This is a genomic window from Actinomadura rupiterrae, from assembly GCF_024172125.1.
Taxonomy (GTDB): Bacteria; Actinomycetota; Actinomycetes; order Streptosporangiales; family Streptosporangiaceae; genus Spirillospora; species Spirillospora rupiterrae.
On sequence record NZ_JAMZEA010000005.1, the window covers coordinates 834,485 to 855,635 of the forward strand.

The following is a 21,151-nucleotide window of genomic DNA, read 5'->3' on the forward strand; positions in this document are numbered from 1 at the left end:
GCCCTGCATACGAGATCATCGCTCAGTCTCCGTCAGGAGTCACCCGATTCGACGGATTCGTCGTCAGGAATCTCCGGCCTTGGCCTTGGCCGACTTGCGCGGGGCCGGGGCCGCCGCGGCGGCGACGGGCTTGGCGTCGGCCTTGGGGTCGGCGGCCTTGGCGTCGCCGGGCTTGGCCGCCGCGGTCTCGGCGGCCTCCTTGTCGACGCGCGGGCCGACGCCGAGCTTCTCCTTGATCTTCTTCTCGATCTCGTCGGCGGTGTCGGGGTTGCTCTTGAGGTAGTTGCGGGCGTTCTCCTTGCCCTGGCCGAGCTGGTCGCCCTCGTAGGTGTACCAGGCGCCGGACTTGCGCACGAAGCCGTTCTCGACGCCGAGGTCGATCAGGCCGCCCTCGCGCGAGATGCCCTGGCCGTAGAGCAGGTCGAAGTCGGCGACCCGGAAGGGCGGGGCCATCTTGTTCTTGACGACCTTGACCCGGACCCGGTTGCCGACCGCCTCGGTGCCGTCCTTCAGCGTCTCGATGCGGCGGACGTCGAGCCGGACGGAGGCGTAGAACTTCAGCGCGCGGCCACCGGTGGTGGTCTCCGGCGAGCCGAACATGACGCCGACCTTCTCGCGGAGCTGGTTGATGAACAGGACGGTGGTCTTGGTCTGGTTGATCGCACCGGTGAGCTTGCGCAGCGCCTGCGACATCAGCCGGGCCTGGAGGCCCACGTGGCTGTCGCCCATCTCGCCCTCGATCTCGGCGCGCGGCACGAGCGCGGCGACCGAGTCGACGATCACGATGTCGACCGCGCCGGAGCGGATCAGCATGTCGGTGATCTCCAGCGCCTGCTCGCCGGTGTCGGGCTGGGACACCAGCAGGGCGTCGATGTCGACGCCGAGCTTGGCCGCGTACTCGGGGTCGAGCGCGTGCTCGGCGTCGACGAACGCGGCGATGCCGCCCTTCTTCTGGACGCTGGCCACCGCGTGCAGCGCGATGGAGGTCTTGCCGGAGCCTTCGGGGCCGTACACCTCGACCACGCGGCCGCGCGGGAGGCCGCCGATGCCGAGCGCGATGTCGAGGGAGATGGCGCCGGTCGGGATGACCTCGACCGGGACGCGCGCCTCCTCGCCCATCCGCATGACCGAGCCCTTGCCGAACTGCCGCTCGATCTGGGCGAGCGCGGTTTCGAGAGCCTTCTCCCGGTCGTTGGCTGCCATGTCTGCCCCTTGTCTTGGTCGGTCGCCGGGTTCCGCCGGCTCTCGGCTTCACGATGTCGAGGGCGACGTTACGAGGTGCCTCCGACAGTTTTCGAGCCCTCACCTGAACTGTGGATAACGTCGCTCGCCGGGCACAGCTTACCGAACATCCGTTCGATCATGGACGCGGCTACCGATTCGCCCAGGATTATCCGTGCGCCGGACGGCCCCGACACCGTACGCTGGCGGCGCGGCACACGGAGGCTTCCATCATGACGCTGACCGTTCTGTTCTGCGCCGACCCGCTCCATCCACGGCGCGTTGAGCCCCACTTCTCCCGTGAGGCCGCGGCGGTGCGCGACCATTACGGCGAGATCGGCCTGGTCGACCACGACGCGCTGCGGCGCGGTGACGCCGAGGCCGCCGTCCGCGCCGTCCCGCCGGATCTCGGGCCCGCCTGGTACCGCGGCTGGATGCTCTCCAGCGCCGAGTACGCCGCGCTGGCGGCGGCCCTGAAGAAGCGCGGCACGATCCTGCTGACCCATCCGGAGGACTACCAGCGCGCGCACGAGCTGCCCGGCTGGCACGACACGTTCGCGGGGCTCACCCCCAACAGCGTGTGGCGCGAGCTCTCCCCCGGCCAGGACCCGGGCGATCTGGCCGAGCTCGTGAGGCCGCTGCGCGGCGGGCCGGGCATCGTGAAGGACTACGTCAAGTCCTGCAAGCACGAGTGGGACGAGGCGTGCTTCGTCCCGGACGTCCACGACCTCGCGCGCCTGCGCGCCGTCGTCACCAAGATGATCGCCCTCCAGGAGGACTACCTGGCGGGCGGCGTGGTCGTGCGCGAGTACGAGCGGCTCGACGAGGACGGCGAGGCCCGGGTGTGGTGGGTGGACGGCGAGCCCGCGCTCGTGGGCCCGCATCCCGACACGCCGGGGACGGAGCCGCGGCCGGAGCTGGCGGAGGTCGCGCCGGTCGTCCGGGCGCTGGGCTGCCGGTTCATCACGACCGACCTGGCGCGCCGCGCGGACGGCGCCTGGCGGGTGGTGGAGGTCGGCGACGGCCAGGTGAGCGACCTCCCGGCGACGGTCGATCCCATGGATCTGTACGCTCACCTCCCGGTTCCGGACTGACATGGCGTACTTCCGGATTGACGGGGATGAAACCGTATTCGGTACGGTTTCGTCTCAGCTACGTCTGTAATTTCATCCCCGGTACGCCCGAAACGTCGTCTGGTAAGGACGTGTCCTCGTTGCCCCCTCAGCCGGAACCGCTGCCCCAGGAACAGCCGTCCCCGCAGGAGCCCGCGCGCCAGCCCGGCCGCCGGCTCAGCTCCCGCGCCGTGAAGATCGGCGTGGTGAGCGTCCTGTCCATCGCCGTGACCTCCGCGTGCGGCACCAAGTCCACGACGGCCTGGTGCGTCGACCGGATGGCGCCGCCCACGGGCCTGACCAAGGGCGGCTACAAGGTCGTCTCGGACGCCTACTGCGACAGGCGCGACATCGAGAACGGCACGGTGGGCTACGGCCGGTACTTCTGGTACTACGGCGGCAAGCGCGACCGGTACGGGTACGTACGAGGCGGCAGCTACTCCGCTCCGCGCAGCCACCGGATCAAGTCGAGCACCGGCCACTCGCTGATCCGCGGCGGTTTCGGCGGCCACGGCCGTAGCGGCGGCTGAGATGCGGCGCGAATACGGAGACCCGCGGCCGGACTGGCCCGCGCGCGTGGAGGCGCAGGGGCTCGCCTACCACCGGACGTCGCATCCGGAGCATCTGAAGCGCCCCTACTGGGACGAGTCCGTGCACTACGTCTTCGAGATGGACGAGGTGCTGGCGCTGGAGGAGACCGTCGAGGAGCTGCACCGCATGTGCCTCCAGGCGGTGGAGCACGTCGTCACCACCGGCCGCTACAACGTGCTGGGCATCCCGGACTGGGTGGCGCCGCTGATCGAGGCGTCCTGGCGGCGGCGCGACCCGCACCTGTACGGGCGGTTCGACCTCCGCTACGACGGGACGGGCCCGGCGAAGCTGCTGGAGTACAACGCCGACACCCCCACGTCCCTGGTGGAGAGCTCGATCGTCCAGTGGTACTGGCTGCGGGACGTGCATCCGGGCGACGACCAGTGGAACTCCATCCACGAGCGGCTGCTGGACCGCTGGAAGCAGATCGCGGCGACGCTCCCGGACGGTCCGGCCCACTTCGCCTGGACGAGCGAGGACGAGACCGGCGAGGAGGTCATGACGATCGCGTACCTGCAGGAGACCGCCGACGAGGCGGGCCTGCGCGGCAAGGCGATCGCCATGGAGGACATCGGCTGGGACACCGTCCGGCGGCGGTTCGTCGACATCGAGGCGCGCGAGATCGAGACGCTCTGCAAGCTGTACCCGTGGGAGTGGATCGTCGCCGAGCCGTTCGGCCGGAACATCCCGGGCACGCCGACGCGGTGGATCGAGCCGATCTGGAAGATGATCCTGTCGAACAAGGCGCTGCTGGTGCTGCTCTGGGAGCTGTTCCCCGGCCACCCGAACCTGCTGCCGACCTACCTGAACACGCCCGGGAACCTCACCTCCTACGTGCAGAAGCCGCTGCTGGGGCGCGAGGGCGCGAGCATGCGCATCGTGGCCCCGGACGCGCCGGAGGTCGTCACCGAGGGCGAGTACGGGCGCGAGGGGTTCGTGTTCCAGGAGTTCTGCCCGCTGCCCGAGTTCGACGGGGAGCACCCCGTCCTCGGCGCGTGGATGGTGGAGGACGAGGCCGCGGGCCTCGGCATCCGCGAGACCGCGGGCCTGATCACCGACGACACCTCGTCCTTCGTCCCGCACCGCATCCCGCTGTAGCCCCCTCGCCGCCACCCTTCACACCCGCTGTTACCCCTAGGAGAACCATGACCACGCTCGCCGCCGGCCCCGGCGACGAAAGCCTCGGCCATGTGCTGCTGCACGGCTCCGGCGCGCTGCTCGCGTACGCGGCGGTCGGCCTGGTGCTGTTCGTCGTCGGCTTCTACATGACCGACCTGGCGACGCCCGGCCGGCTGATCCACGTGATCCGCCGGGACCGCAACCCCAACGCCACGCTGCTGGCCTGCGCGTCCACCGTCGGCGTCGGCCTGATCGTGGCCGTGTCGATCTTCGCGGCGGGCGGCGACCTCGCCGAGGGCCTCACCCGGACGCTGGTGTTCGGCCTGGTCGGGATCGTCGCGCAGACGGCCGCGACGATGGCGTTCAACCGGCTCGTCGGGATCAACGTCCGGGAGCTCGCGGACGGCCCGGAGGACCAGCTCGAACCCGCCGCGGTCCTGCTCGCGGTGGCGAACCTGATGATCGGGTTCGTGACGGCCGTCGCGGTCTACTGACCGGCGCGGAAACGGCCCGGTGACGGCGAGTGCCGTCACCGGGCCGTGCCGTTCCACCCGCCGCAGCCGCGATCGTCCGCCGTCCGCGGCCGTGGTTTCTCGTCTACCGCAGGCGCGAGGGGACGTCGAAGGTGGCGACGACGGCCTGCCAGACGGTCTTGGCGGGCACCCCGTCGGCCAGGGCCTGGTCGATCGTGCGCCCGCCGAGCTCGGCCAGGACGTGGTCCTTGGCGACGCTCTCGGCGTATCCCTCGCCGAACTGCTCGTTCATCCGCTGCCAGAAAACTGTGAGACGCACGCGGACACGCTATCCGACGGACTCGTCCAACTCGTCCGGCACGCTCGGGCCCTTGCCCTGGACGTACTGCCTGTGCAGGCCGGTCAGGTAGCGCTCGACGCCTTCGACTACACGGGCGGTCCGGTAGGACGGGAACACGTCGAAAGCGTGCTGCCCGCCTTGCATCTCGGCATAGAGGACGGGTGCGTCCGAGGCGTCCCGGAGCTTCTCCACGAAGCGACGCGCCTCCAGGACGGGGATCAGCGAGTCGTGGCTGCCGTGGATGACGAAGAACGGCGGCGCGTCCGGGCGCAGGTACGTCACAGGGGACGCCTTGGCGAAGGCTTCCCGATCCTCGGCGAAGGACCGTTTCACTACCCGCTTCTGTAGCAGCGCGGTCTTCCCGAAGGGAATCGGCCATGGGCCGGGTTCGAGGAAGTCATAGACGCCGTAGAAGGGCACGGCTCCCTGGACGGACGTGTCCACATCCTCGAAGCCGGGCTGGAACTCCGGGACGTTCGCCGTTAGCGCGACCATCGCCGTCAGGTGGCCGCCCGCGGAACCGCCCGTCACGCAGAGGAAATCGGGGTCTGCCCCGTACTCCTCGGCGTGCTCGCGGTACCAGCGGAGGAAGTGCTTCAGGTCGAGAAGGTGCTCGGGCCACGTCGCGCGCGGGCTCAGCCGGTAGTTGACGTTGAAGCCCACCCATCCCTGGACGGCCATGTGGTTCAGCAGCGGAAGCCCCTGCTCGCGCTTGTCCCCGATGACCCAGGCGCCGCCGTGGATCTCCATAAGGCCGGGACGTAGCCGTCCGTCCTCCTTGGGCCGGTACACGTCCAGTTTCAGGCGCAGGCGTCCTTCCTGGCGGAAGACGACGTTGCGGTCCACCCGGACGCCTCGCCTAGGGATCAGGCACAGCGGCGGTACGACGAGGTGGCTGAGCGGGTAGCGCGGCGCCTTCTGCGGGTCGAGGTCGAGGGGGACGCCACTGTCCCGGAGCGTGACCAGCGTCCGCCGGGACGCCGCGATCGTCCCGGCCGTCAGGGCGACGCCGGCCAGGCCGAGAACCAGGCCGATCCAGCCCGCCCACCCGTCCAGGCCGCCCGCGACGGCCGTCCACACCAGCCCGACGATCTCCAGGACGAGCAGGTGAGGCGCCATCTCGATGGTCAGCCACCCGGCGAAGAAGCTGGGCACGAGCAGTACCGGCTCGCGCCGGGGACGGCGGGCGTTCACGGCCAGCAGCAGGCTCACCGCGCCTACCGCGAGCAGGACGTAGGGCATCGGGGCTCCCGGGGTCGTGGCCTCTCCCCACCTTCCCGCAAGCAATCACTTGCTTACAAGCGCTGCGGAGGTGACCCAGAGCACCCCGGCGCGGTTTTGTCGGACCCGCGAGGCAGGATGGGACGCATGACCGGACTGCCGCACGACAGCACCGCTGACGTGCTGGAACGCTTCTCCCCGGCGACCCGCGCGTGGTTCGCCGGGGCCTTCGCCGCGCCCACCGCCGCCCAGGCGGGGGCGTGGCGGTCCATCGCGGCGGGCGACCCGACGCTCGTGGTCGCGCCGACCGGGTCCGGCAAGACCCTCGCGGCGTTCCTCTGGTCGCTCGACCGGCTGGCGTCCCAGCCGCTCCCGGACGATCCGAAGCACCGCTGCCGGGTGCTCTACGTGTCGCCGCTGAAGGCCCTGGCCGTGGACGTCGAGCGCAACCTGCGCGCGCCCCTGGCCGGCATCCGGCAGGCGGCGCGCCGCCTCGACCTGCCCGAGCCGGACGTGAAGGTCGGCATCCGCTCCGGCGACACCCCGGCCGACGAGCGCCGCCGCCTCGCCACCAAGCCGCCGGACATCCTGATCACCACGCCCGAGTCGCTGTTCCTGCTGCTCACCTCGCAGGCGCGCGAGGCGCTGCGCGGTGTCGAGACGGTGATCATCGACGAGGTGCACGCGGTCGCGGGCACCAAGCGCGGCGCGCACCTGGCGCTGTCGCTCGAACGACTCGACGCGCTGCTCGACCGGCCCGCCCAGCGCATCGGGCTGTCGGCGACGGTCCGTCCTGCGGCGGAGGTCGCGGCGTTCCTGGGCGGCGCGCGGCCCGCGACCGTCGTGCAGCCGCCGTCCGAGAAGGTCTTCGACCTCGACGTCGTCGTCCCGGTCGAGGATCTCGGCGAGATCGCGCAGTTCGTCGACGCCGGGGGCGAGACCGACCCGCGCCAGCGCAGCATCTGGCCGCACGTCGAAGACCGGCTGCTCGACCTCATCGAGGCGCACCGCTCCACGCTGGTGTTCGCCAACTCCCGGCGGCTCGCCGAGCGCCTCTGCGGCCGCCTCAACGAACTCGCCTTCGAGCGCGCCTCGCTCGCGCGCGAGGAGGCCGAGGAATCCGGCGAGCCGCGCCCCATCAGCCCGGACGACATAGAACGCGCCCTGAACCTCGGCGTCCGGCCCGCGCCCACGCGCGGGAGCACGCCGGCGCAGATGATGGCGCAGGCGGGCGCCGCCAAGGGCGTCCCGGCGGAGATCGCGCGGGCGCACCACGGGTCGGTGTCCAAGGAGGAGCGGGCGGGCATCGAGAACGCGCTGAAGGAGGGCCGGCTGCCCGCCGTGGTCGCGACGTCCAGCCTGGAGCTGGGCATCGACATGGGCGCGGTCGACCTGGTCGTCCAGGTGGAGTCGCCGCCGTCGGTGGCCAGCGGCCTGCAGCGGGTCGGCCGCGCGGGGCACCAGGTCGGCGCGGTGTCCAAGGGCGTGATCTTCCCCAAGTACCGGGGCGACCTGGTGCAGACGGCCGTGGTCGCCGAGCGGATGCGCGGCGGCGAGATCGAGGAGCTGCGCTACCCGCGCAACCCGCTCGACGTGCTCGCGCAGCAGATCGTCGCCATGGTCGCGATGGACGAGTGGACGGTCGACGAGCTGGAGGCCGCCGTGAGGCGCGCCGCGCCCTACGCCACGCTCCCCCGCTCCGCGCTGGACGCGACGCTCGACATGCTCGCCGGGCGCTACCCGAGCGACGAGTTCGGCGAGCTGCGCCCCCGCCTGGTGTGGGACAGGGTGACCGGCGTCCTGCGCGACCGCCCGGGCGCGCAGCGGCTCGCGGTCACCAGCGGCGGCACGATCCCCGACCGTGGCCTGTTCGGCGTGTTCCTCGTGGGCGAGAAGTCGTCCCGGGTGGGCGAGCTGGACGAGGAGATGGTCTACGAGTCGCGCGTCGGCGACGTGTTCGTGCTGGGCGCGAGCTCCTGGCGCATCGAGGACATCACGCCCGACCGGGTGCTGGTCTCCCCCGCGCCCGGGCAGCCTGGCAAGCTGCCGTTCTGGCACGGCGACTCGCCGGGCCGCCCGGCCGAGCTGGGCCGGGCCCTCGGCGCGTTCACCCGCGAGCTGGCCGCGCTGCCCGCCGAGAACGCCCGCACGCGCGTGAACGACGCCGGGCTGGACGAGTGGGCCGCCGAGAACCTGGTGTCCTACCTGGGCGAGCAGCGCGAGGCGACCCGGCACGTCCCGGACGACCGGACGATCGTGGTCGAGCGGTTCCGCGACGAGCTGGGCGACTGGCGCATGGTCGTGCACTCGCCGCTCGGCGCGCGCGTGCACGCGCCCTGGGCGCTCGCCATGGCGGGCCGCCTGCGCGAGCGCTACGGCGTCGACGCGCAGGCCATGCACGCCGACGACGGCATCGTCATCCGCATCCCGGACATGGACGACCCGCCCAGCATGGACCTGTGCGCCTTCGACGCCGACGAGATCGAGCGCATCGTGGTGGACGAGCTGGGCGGTTCGGCCCTGTTCGCCGCGCGGTTCCGCGAGTGCGCGGCCCGCTCCCTGCTGCTTCCGCGCCGCCGTCCCGACAAGCGCATGCCGCTGTGGCAGCAGCGCCAACGCGCGGCGCAGCTGCTGGCCGTGGCCGGGAAGTACCCGTCGTTCCCGATCGTCCTGGAGACGATGCGCGAGTGCCTGCAGGACGTGTTCGACGTCCCCGGCCTGGTCCAGCTCATGCGCGACCTGTCCGGACGCAAGGTGCGCATGGTCGAGGTCGAGACGCACGAGCCGTCCCCGTACGCGCGTTCGCTGCTGTTCCACTACGTGGGCGCGTTCATGTACGAGGGCGATTCGCCGCTCGCCGAGCGCCGCGCCCAGGCGCTCGCGCTCGACACCGCGCTGCTGTCGGAGCTGCTCGGCCAGGCCGATCTGCGCGAGCTGCTCGATCCGGAGGTCGTCGCCGACACCGAGCGCGAGCTGCAGCGGCTCGCGGCCGACCGCCGCGCCCACGACCTGGAGGGCGTCGCCGACCTGCTGCGGACGCTGGGGCCGCTCACCACGTCCGAGATCGGGCTGCGGCTGACCGCCCCGCACGATGCCGCGCCCTACGCGACCCGGCTTGAAGAGGAACGGCGGGTCATCCGCGTCCGCATCGCCGGAGAGGAGCGCTGGACCGCGATCGAGGACGCCGGACGGCTCCGCGACGCGCTCGGCGTACCGCTTCCGGTCGGCGTGCCCGAAGCGTTCCTCGAACCTGTGGACGACCCGCTCGGCGACCTGGTCTCCCGGTACGCGCGCACGCACGGGCCGTTCCGCGCCGACGACGTGGCGGCCCGCTTCGGGCTCGGCGCGGCCGTGGCGACCGAGGCGCTGCGCAGGCTCGCCGCCGACGGGCGCGTGGTCGAGGGCGAGTTCCTCCCGGTCGAGGCGGTGACCGGGCCGCTGACGTCCGAATGGTGTGACAGCGGTGTGCTGCGCACGCTGCGGCGCCGTTCCCTCGCGCGCCTGCGCGCGGAGGTCGAGCCGTCGCCGCCGGAGGCGCTCGGCCGGTTCCTGCCCGCCTGGCACGGCATCACCGGCGGCTCGCGGCTGCGCGGCATCGACGCGCTGGTCCAGGCGATCGAGCAGCTCCAGGGCTCGGCCGTCCCGGCGTCGGCGCTGGAGTCGCTGATCCTGCCGTCCCGCGTGCCCGGCTACACGCCCGCGATGCTCGACGAGCTGACCTCGTCCGGCGAGGTGGTCTGGGCGGGTCAGGGCAGCCTCCCCGGCGGGGACGGGTGGGTCTCGCTGTACCTCGCCGAGACCGCGCCGCTGCTGATGCCCGAGCCCGCCGAGATCACCCTCACGCCCGTCCACCAGGCCGTGCTCGACCTGCTGGACGGCGGCGGCGCGCTGTTCTTCCGGATGCTCTCCGACCGGGTGAACCAGCAGGTCACGACCGACGACGCCGACCTGGTCACCGCCATCTGGGACCTGGTCTGGGCGGGCCTGCTCACCAACGACACCCTCGCGCCGCTGCGTGCGGCGCTCGGTTCCGGCCGTCCTGCGCACCGGTCTCGCGGCACTCGGCGGGGGCGTCCGGTGCTGCCGTCCCGTACGGGTCCGCCTACGGTCGCCGGGCGCTGGTGGCCGCTGCCTGAGCGCGAGTCCGCGCCCACGCTGCGCTCCCACGCGCTGGCGGAGGCGCTGCTCGACCGCTACGGCATCGTCATCCGCGGCGCGGTCGCCGCCGAACGCACACCCGGCGGGTTCTCTGCGGTCTACCCCGTGCTGCGCGCGTTCGAGGAGTCCGGGCGCTGCCGACGGGGGTACTTCGTGGAGGGCCTCGGCGCGGCCCAGTTCGCCCTGCCCGGCGCGGTGGACCGGCTTCGCGCCCTCCGCCCGTCCGCGCCTCCCGCCTCCGAGCCGTCCCCTTCGCTGTGGGAGTCCCCAGCGCCAGACCCCTGGGACCAACCGGCCCACGGCGACGGATCAGAGCACGGAAGCCGACCGGCGCACGGGAACGGATCGGCGGGCACGCGTCACGAACGACCCGCTTGGCAAGGCGGCTCGGTCGCTCCGGCCGCGGCCACGCGCAAGAACGATGCAGGCGAACGCGCGCTCGTGCTGGCGGCGGCCGACCCGGCGAACGCCTACGGCGCGGCGCTGCCCTGGCCGGACCGTCCGGACGAGGCGGCGAGCGGCCACAAGCCCGGCCGGAAGGCGGGCGCGCTGGTCGTGCTGGTCGGCGGCCGCCTCGTCCTGTACGTCGAACGCGGCGGCAAGACCCTGCTGACCTGGGACGACGACCCGGCCGTCCTGCAGCCCGCGGTGGACGCGCTGGCCCTCGCCGTGCGGGAGGGCGCGCTCGGCAAGCTGACCGTCGAGCGCGCGGACGGCGAGTCCATCAACGACTCCCCGCTCGCCGCCGCCCTCGAAGCGGCGGGCTTCCACCCGACCCCGCGCGGCCTCCGCCTCCGCTCCTGAGCCCAGCCCCACCCAGGGCCTCCGGCTCCGCCCCTGAGCCGAACCAACCGGGCCTCCGGCTCCGCGCCTACCTCGGCCCGGGGCTTCGCGCCAGGCCCGAGGCCCCGGGGGCGCGGGACCCTGCTCCAGGGGGGCTTCGGGCTACTTCTTGCCCTTGAACATGGAGATGAGGCCCTTCAGGACGCGCTCGTCCATGGAGCCGAACGGGTTGTCGTGGACGAGGTAGGTCCAGGTGGCGGACGGGCGCTGGAGGCCCGCGCCGGCGAGGTCGAGCGTGCCGTCGTCGGCGACCTTGAGGTTCTCGAAGGCCTTGACGGCGGCGGCGCGCGCGTCGGGCAGCAGGCGCTTGCCCGCCGGGACGGCCTCGCTGTTGAACTCGATGAGCGGGTCCAGGCCGCGGCCGAGGGAGCGCAGGTGGATGCCCTCGCGGACGTCGGTGAGGAACGCCAGGTGGTCCGACCAGCGGCGGTCCAGGTGGAACAGGAGCAGCTGGCGGGCGGCGCGGGCGACCTCGTCCGCGCTGGTGAGCTCGATCAGCTCGGTGCGCTTGGCGGCGGCGTCGGCGGCCATCAGGCGGTCGGCGGCGTCGCCGCTCAGCACCCGCTCGCGCTCGGCCAGCAGTTCGGCGCGCTGCAGGCCGATGAGGTGGTTGTAGTGCCAGGTGTTGCGGTGCAGCTCCAGGTCGACGCCCTCGGCGACGCGCTGGGCGTGGCCGACGATCCAGTGCGCCGACTTCGCCTCGACGAGGCCGTCGTCGCGGGCCGGGCCCTTGTACTCCTCGTCCGGGGCGTACCGGGTGACCAGGTCGTCCTGGAGGCTGGTGAAGAACACCGATGCGCCGGGGTCGCCCTGGCGTCCGGCGCGGCCGCGGAGCTGGTCGTCCAGGCGGCTGCTGTGGTAGCGGCCGGTGCCGATCACCAGCAGCCCGCCCGCGTCGACGACCGCCTGGTGGGACGCGGCGGACGGCTCGTCCAGCGGAGCGGTGCCCGGCGCGGCGCCGTCCGGCTCCGGGGTGGGGCCGCCGAGGCGGATGTCGGTGCCGCGCCCGGCGATCTGCGTGGACACGGTGATCGCGCCGGGCGCGCCCGCCCCGGCGATGATCGCCGCCTCCTCGGCGTCGTTCTTGGCGTTCAGCACGATCGGCGCGAACCCGGCGCGGGTCAGGCGGCGGGCCAGCCGCTCGGACTCGGCGACGTCGCCGGTGCCGACCAGGACGGGCCGACCGGCCTCGTGCGCGGCCGCGATCTCCTCGACGACCGCGACCTCCTTGTCGGCGGAGGTGGCGTACAGCCGGTCCGGGCGGTCGTCGCGGACGCACGGCCGGTTCGGCGGGACGACCGCGATGTCCAGGTCGTAGAACTCGCGGAGCTGCCCGGCGACGGCCAGCGCGGTGCCGGTCATGCCGCACCGCACCGGGTACCGGCCGATCAGCTCCTGCACGGTGACCGAGTCGAGGATCTCGCCGCTCGGCGACGCGTCCAGGGCCTCCTTGGCCTCCACGGCCGCCTGCAGGCCGTCCGGCCAGCGCTGGAGCAGCGCGACCCGGCCGCGCGACTCGCTGACCAGCTTCACCGCGCCGTCCCGGACGATGTAGTCCACGTCCCGCTGGAGCAGCACCTCGGCGTGCAGCGCGACGTTCACGGCGGTGAGCACGGCGAGGTTGTCCTGCGCGTACAGGTCGATGCCGCCGAGCGACCGCTCGACCTCGCGCGCGCCCGCCGCGGTGAGCTGGACGTTGCGGGCCTCGGTGTCGGTGCCGTAGTCGCGGCCGGGCCGCAGCCGCCGCACCAGGTCGGCGTAGGACGGGTCGGCCCCGGCCGAGTCGGCCGCCCCGGCGAGGACGAGCGGGACCATCGCCTCGTCCACCAGCACCGAGTCGGCCTCGTCGATCAGCGCGACCTCGGGCGCGGGCAGCACCCGGTCGCCCGCGGACGTGGCGAGCCGGTCCCGCAGCAGGTCGAAGCCGATCTCGCTGACCGGCGCGTAGGTGACGTCGGCGGCGTAGGCGGCGCGGCGCTCCTCCGGCGTGGACGTCTGCCCGACCCACGCCACCGTCACGCCCAGCAGCCCGTACAGCGGGCCCATCCACTCGGCGTCGCGGCGGGCGAGGTAGTCGTTCACCGACATCACGTGGACGCGCCGCCCGCGCAGCGCGTACCCGGCGGCGGCGATCGCCCCGGACAGCGTCTTGCCCTCGCCGGTCGCCATCTCGGCGACCTGCCCGCGCAGCAGCGCGAGGACCCCGGTGAGCTGCACGTCGTACGGCCGCTCCCCCAGCGTCCGCCGCGCCGCCTCCCGCCCGAGCGCGCACAGCTCGGCGAGGTCGATGTCCGCCGCGCCCTTCTTCCCCGTCCCGCCACCGGACGCGCCGCCCGACTTGCCCGCGCCGCCGCCCGACGCGCCGCCCGAGCCCTTCCCGGACGCCTTGTCCGAGCCCTTCCCGGACGGCTTGCCTCCCGTTTCGGCGGCGGCCGAGGCGGGCCGGGGCAGGCGCATGGCCTCGGCCGCGGCGGTCAGCTCGGCGTCGGAGAGGGCGCGGACGCGCTCCTCCCGGCCGGCGGCGTCCGCGACCAGGTCGCGCAGCGGCGCGAGGTCGGCGCTTCCGGGTTTCTGCACCAGCCTTCTCAACCGGTCGCGCAGCGCCATGGCATCCCCCCGAGGTCGGTCACGTGTCTCCCAGCGGTCCCGTCGCAGGGTCCGATCCCATCATGATCCACCCGGCGTCCTCCGCTGAAGGTCTGACCGAGATTCATACCGTGGGTGGATCCGCCATGGGCCGCTCCGGTGAAAGCATTGCGGTAATGGGGTTGCGGTGGCACAGGGATGAAGGACGTCACCGCGGAACGGGGGTTCGCATGACACCGACGGCTCGGTGGGCCGCCGCGCAGCGGCGCAGGCGGCAGGTCATCAACCAGGTCATCATCGACCGGGCGCTGCGCGACCCGCGCCGCCACGAAGAGGCCGAACCGCAGGCCGCGGCCAAGTAACCGCGGGCCGCACCGCGGACGCGGCGAGAAGGCCGCCGCCCGCCACCACGATTCCGCAACGAAGACCATCCTCCAGAGCAGGCGCCGTCGCACCCCCTCCGCGGCGGCGCCTGCATTTTGCCCGCGAGACCCCAGGCCCCCGCCCCGAGCCCCCGGCCCGCGGTCAGGTGGAGAAGACCTCGTCCCGGGCCTGTTCGAGGGCCGCGTGCAGCGCGCCGCGCAGCACCGGGTTGCCGTCGATCTCGGTCACGGCGACGGACGGGCGGGTCGGGCTGAGGCGCCCGACGGCGCGCTCGATGCGCTCGGCCAGGGGACGGCCCCCGGCGCGGCCCAGCTCGCCGGACAGCACCACCAGCCCCGGGTCCAGGACGATGTTGACCGAGGTCACGCCGTAGGAGATGCGGACGGCCAGCTCGTCCAGGAAGTCGCCGCCGCGTGACTCGTCGGCGGCGGCCGCGCGGACGCATTCCACGGCGGTGGCGCCGGGGATGCCGTGCCGGTGGGCCAGGTCGCGGACGGCGTCGGCGCCGACGAGCGAGCCGTAGCCGCCGGCGAGGGCCGGGATGCCCCAGGACGTCGACTCGGTGACGCCCTCCTCGCCGTCCATGGGGGCGCGGCGGGCGGTGCCGAGGGGCAGCGGGGCGCCGGGGACGGGCAGGTAGCCGATCTCGCCCGCGCCGCCGAACCGGCCGCGGATCAGCCGGCCGCCGAGCATGACCGACAGGCCGATGCCGCGGTCGAGCCACATGAGCGCGAAGTCCTCGTGCTCGCGGGCGGCGCCGTAGGCGCGCTCGGCCAGGGCGGCGAGGTTCACGTCGTTCTCGATCACCACCGGGCGGCGCAGGTCGTGCCGCAGCGCCGACAGCACGCCCTCGTGCCAGTGCGGCAGGTCGAAGGCGAACTGGACGTCGCCGGTCACCGGATCGACCACACCGGGCGTCCCGATCACCAGGACGGTTAGCTTCCGCAGCGCGACCTTGGCCGAGCGGGCGGCCTTCACCACGGCGTTGTGGACGGATTTGACGGGATCGCCGCCATTGTTCGGATCGACGGTAACCTGGGCGGCGACACTGCCCGTGATGTCGGCGACGCCCGCGGTGACCCCCTCCGGCCCCACCGACAGGCCCGCGACGTAGGCGGCGTCCGGGACGACGGAGTAGAGGGCGGCGTTCGGGCCGCGCCCGCCCGCCTGCTCCCCCACGACCTCGACCAGCCCGCGCTCCTCCAGCCGGGCCAGCAGCTGGGAGGCGGTGACCTTGGACAACCCGGTCTGGACGCCGATCTGGGCGCGGGTCAGCGGACCGCGCGCGACCAGCAGGTCCAGGGCGGCCCGGTCGTTCAGCTCGCGCAGCAGGCGCGGCGTCCCGGGGCGGCTCTCCATGCTCTGTCGTCCCCTCGAAGTCTCAATCCGCTAACGGGCGGTTTTGTTTAGGAAAGTTTCTTGTTAGTTTACGCGCAAGCGTCCAGCCGTCCCAGCTGAACGGAGCAGGACGCGAGCGTGACACCCCGACTCGCGAGCACCCCCCGCGGCCGGTGTGCGGAAGCACCGGGCATGGCTGGACCCTAAACGGTCCGGCCCCGGTTTCCCGCATCGCGCCGAGAAGTCCCGCCCGCGAGGGGCGGCCGGAAGAAGGAGAACCCCTTGAAGATCGCGAAAATCGCGGCCGTGAGCGCCGCCCTGGCGATCGGGCTGACCGCCTGCGGCGGCGGCGGTGACAAGAAGGACAAGGACTCGGGCGCCGAGCCGGCGAAGCTGACCGCCTGGTTCATGGGCGCGGCCAACAAGGAGGAGGACGGCGTCCTCGCCCAGGCCAAGGCCGACTTCCAGCAGAAGCACCCCAAGACCCAGGTCGAGGTCGTGTACGTCCCGTGGCCGGACGCGACCAAGAAGCTCCAGGACGCCCTGAACACCGGCCAGGGCCCGGACGTCGTCGAGATCGGCAACGACCAGGCCGTCACCTGGGCCGGGCAGAGCGCCCTCGCCGACATCACCGACAAGGTGAACGGCTGGTCCGAGGGCAAGGACCTGGTCAAGGGCTCGCTCGACCTCGGCCAGCTGGACGGCAAGACCTACGCCGTGCCGTGGTACGCCGGTGTCCGGGTCGTCTGGTACCGCAAGGACCTGTTCCAGAAGGACGGCGTGCAGGTCCCCAAGACCTGGGACGAGCTGAAGGCCGCCGCCAAGACCATCCAGGACAAGGAGGGCGGCAAGGTCGACGGCATCGCCGCCCCGTCCGACTTCACCAACGGCTTCGCCAGCTTCCTGTTCGGCGCGGGCGGCGACATCGCCGCCAAGGAGAACGGCAAGTGGGTCGGCAAGCTCGACACCCCCGAGTCCAAGAAGGCCGTCGAGTTCTACACCGGCCTGGTCAAGGACGGCGTCGCGCCCAAGCGCTACATCGGCGTGAACGAGCTGGCGGGCCCGCAGAAGGACTTCGCCAACGGCAAGCTCGGCATGTACATCGACGGCGCCTGGACGCTGCCGCAGATCGAGAAGATCAGCGCCAAGTACACCAAGCAGATGGGCGCGTTCACGATCCCGACGCCGTCCGGCCAGGTCGGCCCGGCGTTCTCGGGCGGCTCGCACCTGGCGGTCTGGCGTGACAGCAAGAGCAAGGGCGTCGCGTTCGACTACCTCAGCTCGGTGGCGAGCAAGAAGAACGCCAAGGCGTTCGCCGACCAGCTGAAGTTCTTCCCGCAGTTCACCGACCTGCTGAAGGACGACTCCTACGCCAAGGACCCGATCCAGGGCCCGGCGTCGCTGCAGATGGCCAACGTCAAGGGCGCGCCGAAGACCCCGAACTGGACCGAGGCGGACCAGAACAAGAAGATCATCCCCACCATGCTCAAGGAGATCATGAACGGGGCGTCGGTGGACTCGGCGGTCGCCAAGGCCAACAAGGCCATGACCGACACGCTCAACCAGAGCTGATCACCCGGCTCACACCGAGCTGATCACCCAGCTCACGCCGAGCTGATCACCCGGCTCACGCCGAGCTGATCACCCGGCTCGCGCCGATCACCGCCAGCCCGGCGGGCCGGGACCGCTGCCCGGCCCGCCGCCAGCGTCCCGGCCGGCGACCGCGTCCGCACACGCGTCGCCGGCCGGGGCCTCCAGAGTCCACGAGGGATAGGCCAGCCCCATGGCGAACACCGCCTCCACGGCGAACACGGCGGCCCCGCGCGCTCCCGGCCGGGCCGCGCCGCCCGGCGCGCGCGGCGACCGCGAGGGCGCGCCGCGCCCGCAGCGCCGCCGCCCGGTCCGGTTCCGTCCGGGCCCGTACCTGCTGATCGCGCCGACCGTCGCGATCATCGCGGCGCTCATCCTCTACCCGATGGGCCAGCTCGTCTGGATGTCGTTCCACAAGATCGGCACCCGCGAGGTCCGCGGCCTGGACCCGGCGCAGAACGTCGGGTTCAAGAACTTCAGCACGGTCCTGGAGGACGACTTCTTCTGGAAGGTCTTCCTCAACACCGTGCTGTCCGCCGCCGCGATGGTGGTGCTCACGCTGATCATCGGCACCCTGGTCGGGCTGCTGCTGAACCGGCTGGGCAAGAAGATGTCGCTGCTGGTGTCGTCCGGCGCGCTGCTCGCGTGGGCGACCCCGGCGATCTCGTCCGCGATCGTCTACAAGTGGCTGTTCACGCCCGGCGGCGGCCTGGTCCCGTGGTTCCTGGACCTGCTGCCCAACTGGCTCGTCGGCGGCGGCTGGGAGGACTACAACTGGTTCTCCGAGCCGCTCAGCACCTACGTGGTGCTGGTGCTGTGCGTGGTCTGGCAGTCGTTCCCGTTCATCGCCGTCTCCGTCCTCGCCGGGCTGAAGAGCGTGCCTAGCGAGCTGTACGAGGCCGCGCGGGTGGACGGCGCGTCCGCCTGGACGACCTTCTGGCAGATCACCTTCCCGCTGCTGAAGCCGGTGTTCATGGTGCTCACCGTGCTGTCGATCATCTGGGACTTCAAGGTGTTCACCCAGCTGTGGTTCCTGGCCGGCGGCACCGCCAACCGGGACTCGTTCAACCTGGCGATGTACGCCTACTCCGAGGCCGTGGCGTTCCCGGCCAAGTACGGGCTGGGCGGCGCGATCGCCCTGGTCCTCACCGCCATCCTGCTGGTGTTCACCGGCTTCTACGTGCGGGTCCTGGTCCGGCAGGGGGAGGTCGCGTGAGCACGTCCGGTACGGGACGGCGCGGCACCCGCGTCGCCCTCAACGCCGCAGGGATCCTGGTCTTCCTGTTCGCCGTCTTCCCCGTCTTCTGGATGGTGTCGTCGGCGTTCAAGACCGACGAGGACATCAACTCCGAGACGCCGCTGCCGGTGCCCGTCCACTGGACGCTGAAGCACTTCAAGGCGGTCATCGACGGGCAGGGCCTGGACTACGGCCTGTTCCACTTCTTCCTGAACAGCGCGATCGTCGCGCTCGCCACCGTCGCCGTGTCGTGCGTGATCTCGGTGCTGGCCGCGTACGCGGTGGCGCGCACCCGGTTCCGCGGGCGCGTCGCGTTCCTGCTGATGCTGCTGATCGTGCAGATGGTGCCGCTGGAGGCGCTGATGCTGCCGCTGATGCTGAACGCGCAGCGGATGCACCTGCTGAACAGCCTGTCCGGCGTGATCGTCGTGTACGTCGGGTCGATGCTGGCGTTCTCGACGCTGATGCTGCGCGGGTTCGTCGCGGCCGTCCCGAAGGACCTGGAGGAGGCCGCGTCCATCGACGGGGCGTCCCGGTTCACCACCTTCTGGCGGATCACCTTCCCGCTGGTCGCGCCGGGCCTGGTCGCCACCAGCATCTTCTCCTTCGTGAACGCGTGGAACGAGTTCGTGATCGCGTTCGCGTTCCTGAAGGACCAGGACAAGTACATGCTCCCGCTGACGCTGTCCTACAGCTTCGGCCGGACGCAGGTGGAGTGGGGCTCGATCATGGCGTCCTCCACCCTGTTCACCATCCCGGTGATGGTCTTCTTCCTGATCGTGCAACGCCGGATGGTGTCCGGCCTGGTAGCGGGGGCGGTCAAGGGATGAGCGAGCGGATCGCGAACGACGAGGTCGGACGGCTCGCGCGAGCGGCCCTGCTGCCCTCCTTCGACGGCGCCACCGCGCCGCGCTGGGTGCTGGACGAGCTGGAGCGCGGCCTCGGCGGCGTCACGCTGTTCGCGCTGAACGGCAACGTGCCGGGGACGCGGGAGCTGGCGGCGCTGACCGCCGAGCTGCGCTCCGCGGGCGCGCCGCTGGTGACCATCGACGAGGAGGGCGGCGACGTCACCCGGCTCGGCGGGCACAAGGAGGGCAGCCCGTACCCGGGGAACGCCGCGCTCGGCGCGGTCGACGACGTCGCGCTGACCCGGCGCGTCTACCGGTCGCTCGGCGCGGAGCTGGGCGCGGTCGGCGTGAACCTGAACTTCGCGCCGTCGGTGGACGTCAACACCGCCGCCGACAACCCGGTGATCGGCACCCGCTCGTTCGGGGCCGACCCGGAGCTGGTGGCGCGGCACGCGGCGGCCGCCGTCGCGGGCACCCAGGAGGCGGGGGTCGCGGCCTGCGCCAAGCACTTCCCCGGTCACGGGGCCACCGTGGAGGACTCGCACCTGGGCGTGCCCGTCGTCGACGCCGACCTGGAGCTGCTGGACCGGCGCGAGCTGGTCCCGTTCCGGGCGGCGATCGCGGCCGGGACCCGGGCGGTGATGACCGCGCACCTCGACCTGCCCGGCATCACCGCCGGGGTCCCGGCCACCCTGTCCCCCGCCGTGATCACCGGGCTGCTCCGCGAGCACCTGGGCTACCAGGGCGTGATCGTGACGGACGCGCTGGACATGAAGGGCGCGAGCGGCGCGATCGGCATCCCCGAGGCGGCCGTCCGGGCGCTGATCGCGGGCGCGGACCTGCTGTGCCTCGGGCCGCGCGAGCACCACGAGACGCTGCTGGCGGTGCTCGCCGCGGTCGAGGGCGCGGTCGCGTCCGGGCGGCTGCCGATCGAGCGGCTCGCGGACGCCGCGGCCCGCACCGGCGCGCTGAAGGACTGGCTGGCCGGGAGCGCTCCCGCCCCGGTGGACCGGGCCGTCGGCCTGGACGCCGCGCGCCGCGCCGTGCGGATCACGGGCGCGCTGCCCGCCTTCCCCGGCGCGCCGCTCGTGGTGGAGCTGGCCGCGAACGGCAACATCGCGGTCGGCCCGACGCCGTGGGGGCTGTCGCCCTGGGCGGCCGACGCCGTCCGGGCGGAGGGGACCCCGGACGAGGCGGGCCACGTGCTGGAACGTGCCACCGGGCGCGGTCTGGTCGTGGTGCTGCGGGACGCGCACCGGCACGCCGGGCAGCGCGCGCTGGCCTCGGCGCTCCTGGCGGCGCGTCCGGACGCGGTGCTGGTCGACATGGGCCTGCCGGTCTGGCGGCCGGAGGGCGCGGTGCACGTCGCGACCTACGGCGCGGCCCAGGCCAACGCCCGCGCCGCCGCCGAGGTCCTCGGCCTCACCAACTGACCCGCGGAGCCCTCAAGGGCGGACGCCGGCCACCGGCGTCCGCCCTCTCCCGTTCCCCGGGGCAGAACCTCGCCCCCGGCCAGAGCCTCGCGCCCGAGCCAGGGCCTTGTTTCCCGGGGCAGAACCGGGGTTTCACGGCCTGTTGCGGGGCCAAAGCCCAACCAGTCCGATCGGCAAGGGATAATACGTTCATGCGATTGTCCGCCCGGGTCGACTACGCGTTGCGCGCCGCCGCGGAGCTGTCGGTGGCCGGGAGTCACCCGGTCACCGCCGTCCAGCTCGCGGAGGCGCAGCAGATCCCTCCCAAGTTCCTGGAGAACATCCTCGGCCAGCTGCGCCGGTCGGGGCTGGTGCGCAGCCAGCGCGGGCCGGAGGGCGGCTACTGGCTGGCCCGGCCGGCCGACCAGATCTCGCTGGCCGACCTCATCCGCGCCATCGACGGGCCGCTGCTCGGCGTCCGGGGCGAGCGTCCCGAGCACGTCGGGTACGAGGGCCCGGCGGCGTCCCTCCAGGAGGTGTGGATCGCGCTGCGCGCCAGCGAGCGCGCCATCCTGGAGCAGGTGACGCTCGCGCACATCGCCGCGGGCAAGCTGCCCGAGCAGGTGCAGAAGCTCACCGAGGACCCGGCCGCCTGGGAGAGCCCCTCCCTCATCTGAG

The 21,151-nt window shown here is 72.6% G+C and carries 16 protein-coding genes; 11 read left to right on the forward strand and 5 right to left on the reverse strand.

All coding sequences use genetic code 11. The features are described 5' to 3' along the window. Positions 1-63: 63 nt before the first annotated feature. The gene (gene recA / locus FHU30_RS20630; protein ID WP_253877954.1) at positions 64-1,203 is read right to left on the reverse strand and encodes a recombinase RecA; all 1,140 of its coding nucleotides are present in this window, start codon (positions 1,201-1,203) and stop codon (positions 64-66) included. A gap of 251 nt (positions 1,204-1,454) precedes the next feature. Here recA and FHU30_RS20635 point away from each other — a divergent pair, with 251 nt between their 5' ends. From FHU30_RS20635 to FHU30_RS20650, 4 genes are all read left to right on the forward strand, one after another. After that, positions 1,455-2,315, forward strand: coding sequence for an ATP-grasp domain-containing protein (locus tag FHU30_RS20635; RefSeq protein ID WP_253877957.1), 861 nt, complete (start codon positions 1,455-1,457; stop codon positions 2,313-2,315). Positions 2,316-2,434: 119 nt separating this feature from the next. Then, the gene (locus tag FHU30_RS20640) at positions 2,435-2,863 is read left to right on the forward strand and encodes a hypothetical protein (RefSeq protein WP_253877959.1); all 429 of its coding nucleotides are present in this window, start codon (positions 2,435-2,437) and stop codon (positions 2,861-2,863) included. A 1-nt stretch (position 2,864) separates the two neighbouring features. Continuing rightward, on the forward strand, positions 2,865-4,022 hold the full coding sequence (locus FHU30_RS20645) for a glutathionylspermidine synthase family protein (RefSeq protein WP_253877961.1): 1,158 nt from the start codon (positions 2,865-2,867) through the stop codon (positions 4,020-4,022). 47 nt (positions 4,023-4,069) lie between these two features. Further along, positions 4,070-4,537 carry a DUF350 domain-containing protein gene (locus tag FHU30_RS20650; protein WP_253877963.1) on the forward strand — a complete coding sequence of 156 codons (468 nt, stop codon included), beginning with the start codon at positions 4,070-4,072 and terminating at the stop codon, positions 4,535-4,537. A 103-nt stretch (positions 4,538-4,640) separates the two neighbouring features. Here FHU30_RS20650 and FHU30_RS20655 read toward each other — a convergent pair whose 3' ends face one another. Further along, entirely contained in the window at positions 4,641-4,835 is a 195-nt protein-coding gene (locus tag FHU30_RS20655) for a DUF3046 domain-containing protein (RefSeq protein WP_253877965.1), read from the reverse strand. Positions 4,836-4,844: 9 nt separating this feature from the next. Next, positions 4,845-6,098 carry an alpha/beta hydrolase gene (locus tag FHU30_RS20660; protein ID WP_253877967.1) on the reverse strand — a complete coding sequence of 418 codons (1,254 nt, stop codon included), beginning with the start codon at positions 6,096-6,098 and terminating at the stop codon, positions 4,845-4,847. A 126-nt stretch (positions 6,099-6,224) separates the two neighbouring features. Between FHU30_RS20660 and FHU30_RS20665 the strand changes: the two genes are divergently transcribed. Then, positions 6,225-11,039 carry an ATP-dependent helicase gene (locus FHU30_RS20665; protein WP_253877969.1) on the forward strand — a complete coding sequence of 1,605 codons (4,815 nt, stop codon included), beginning with the start codon at positions 6,225-6,227 and terminating at the stop codon, positions 11,037-11,039. A gap of 141 nt (positions 11,040-11,180) precedes the next feature. On the opposite strand, the gene secA2 is transcribed toward FHU30_RS20665, so the two are convergent. After that, a complete protein-coding gene (gene secA2, locus FHU30_RS20670) occupies positions 11,181-13,685 on the reverse strand; it encodes an accessory Sec system translocase SecA2 (protein WP_253877971.1) in 2,505 nt (834 codons plus the stop codon). Between the two features lie 209 nt (positions 13,686-13,894). Between secA2 and FHU30_RS46180 the strand changes: the two genes are divergently transcribed. Then, positions 13,895-14,026, forward strand: a complete 132-nt coding sequence (locus FHU30_RS46180; RefSeq protein WP_301323303.1) for a hypothetical protein — start codon at positions 13,895-13,897, stop codon at positions 14,024-14,026. A gap of 163 nt (positions 14,027-14,189) precedes the next feature. Here the strand turns inward: FHU30_RS46180 and FHU30_RS20675 are convergent, their stop codons facing one another. Beyond that, positions 14,190-15,407 (reverse strand): ROK family transcriptional regulator, encoded by a 1,218-nt coding sequence (locus FHU30_RS20675; protein WP_253877974.1) that lies wholly within the window; start codon positions 15,405-15,407, stop codon positions 14,190-14,192. Positions 15,408-15,668: 261 nt separating this feature from the next. Between FHU30_RS20675 and FHU30_RS20680 the strand changes: the two genes are divergently transcribed. From FHU30_RS20680 to FHU30_RS20700, 5 genes are all read left to right on the forward strand, one after another. Next, positions 15,669-16,958, forward strand: coding sequence for an extracellular solute-binding protein (locus FHU30_RS20680; RefSeq protein ID WP_253877976.1), 1,290 nt, complete (start codon positions 15,669-15,671; stop codon positions 16,956-16,958). Between the two features lie 211 nt (positions 16,959-17,169). After that, entirely contained in the window at positions 17,170-18,192 is a 1,023-nt protein-coding gene (locus FHU30_RS20685) for a carbohydrate ABC transporter permease (RefSeq protein ID WP_253877978.1), read from the forward strand. Beyond that, complete coding sequence (locus tag FHU30_RS20690) at positions 18,189-19,043, forward strand: carbohydrate ABC transporter permease (RefSeq protein ID WP_253877980.1); 855 nt, start codon at positions 18,189-18,191, stop codon at positions 19,041-19,043. Before FHU30_RS20685 ends, FHU30_RS20690 begins: the two co-directional genes overlap by 4 nt. Then, a complete protein-coding gene (locus tag FHU30_RS20695; RefSeq protein ID WP_253877982.1) occupies positions 19,040-20,494 on the forward strand; it encodes a glycoside hydrolase family 3 protein in 1,455 nt (484 codons plus the stop codon). The genes FHU30_RS20690 and FHU30_RS20695 overlap by 4 nt, the downstream gene beginning before the upstream one ends. 191 nt (positions 20,495-20,685) lie before the next feature. Continuing rightward, positions 20,686-21,150: an RrF2 family transcriptional regulator gene (locus tag FHU30_RS20700; protein WP_253877984.1), complete on the forward strand. Its 465-nt coding sequence runs from the start codon at positions 20,686-20,688 to the stop codon at positions 21,148-21,150. The last annotated feature ends 1 nt before the right edge of the window (position 21,151 follow it).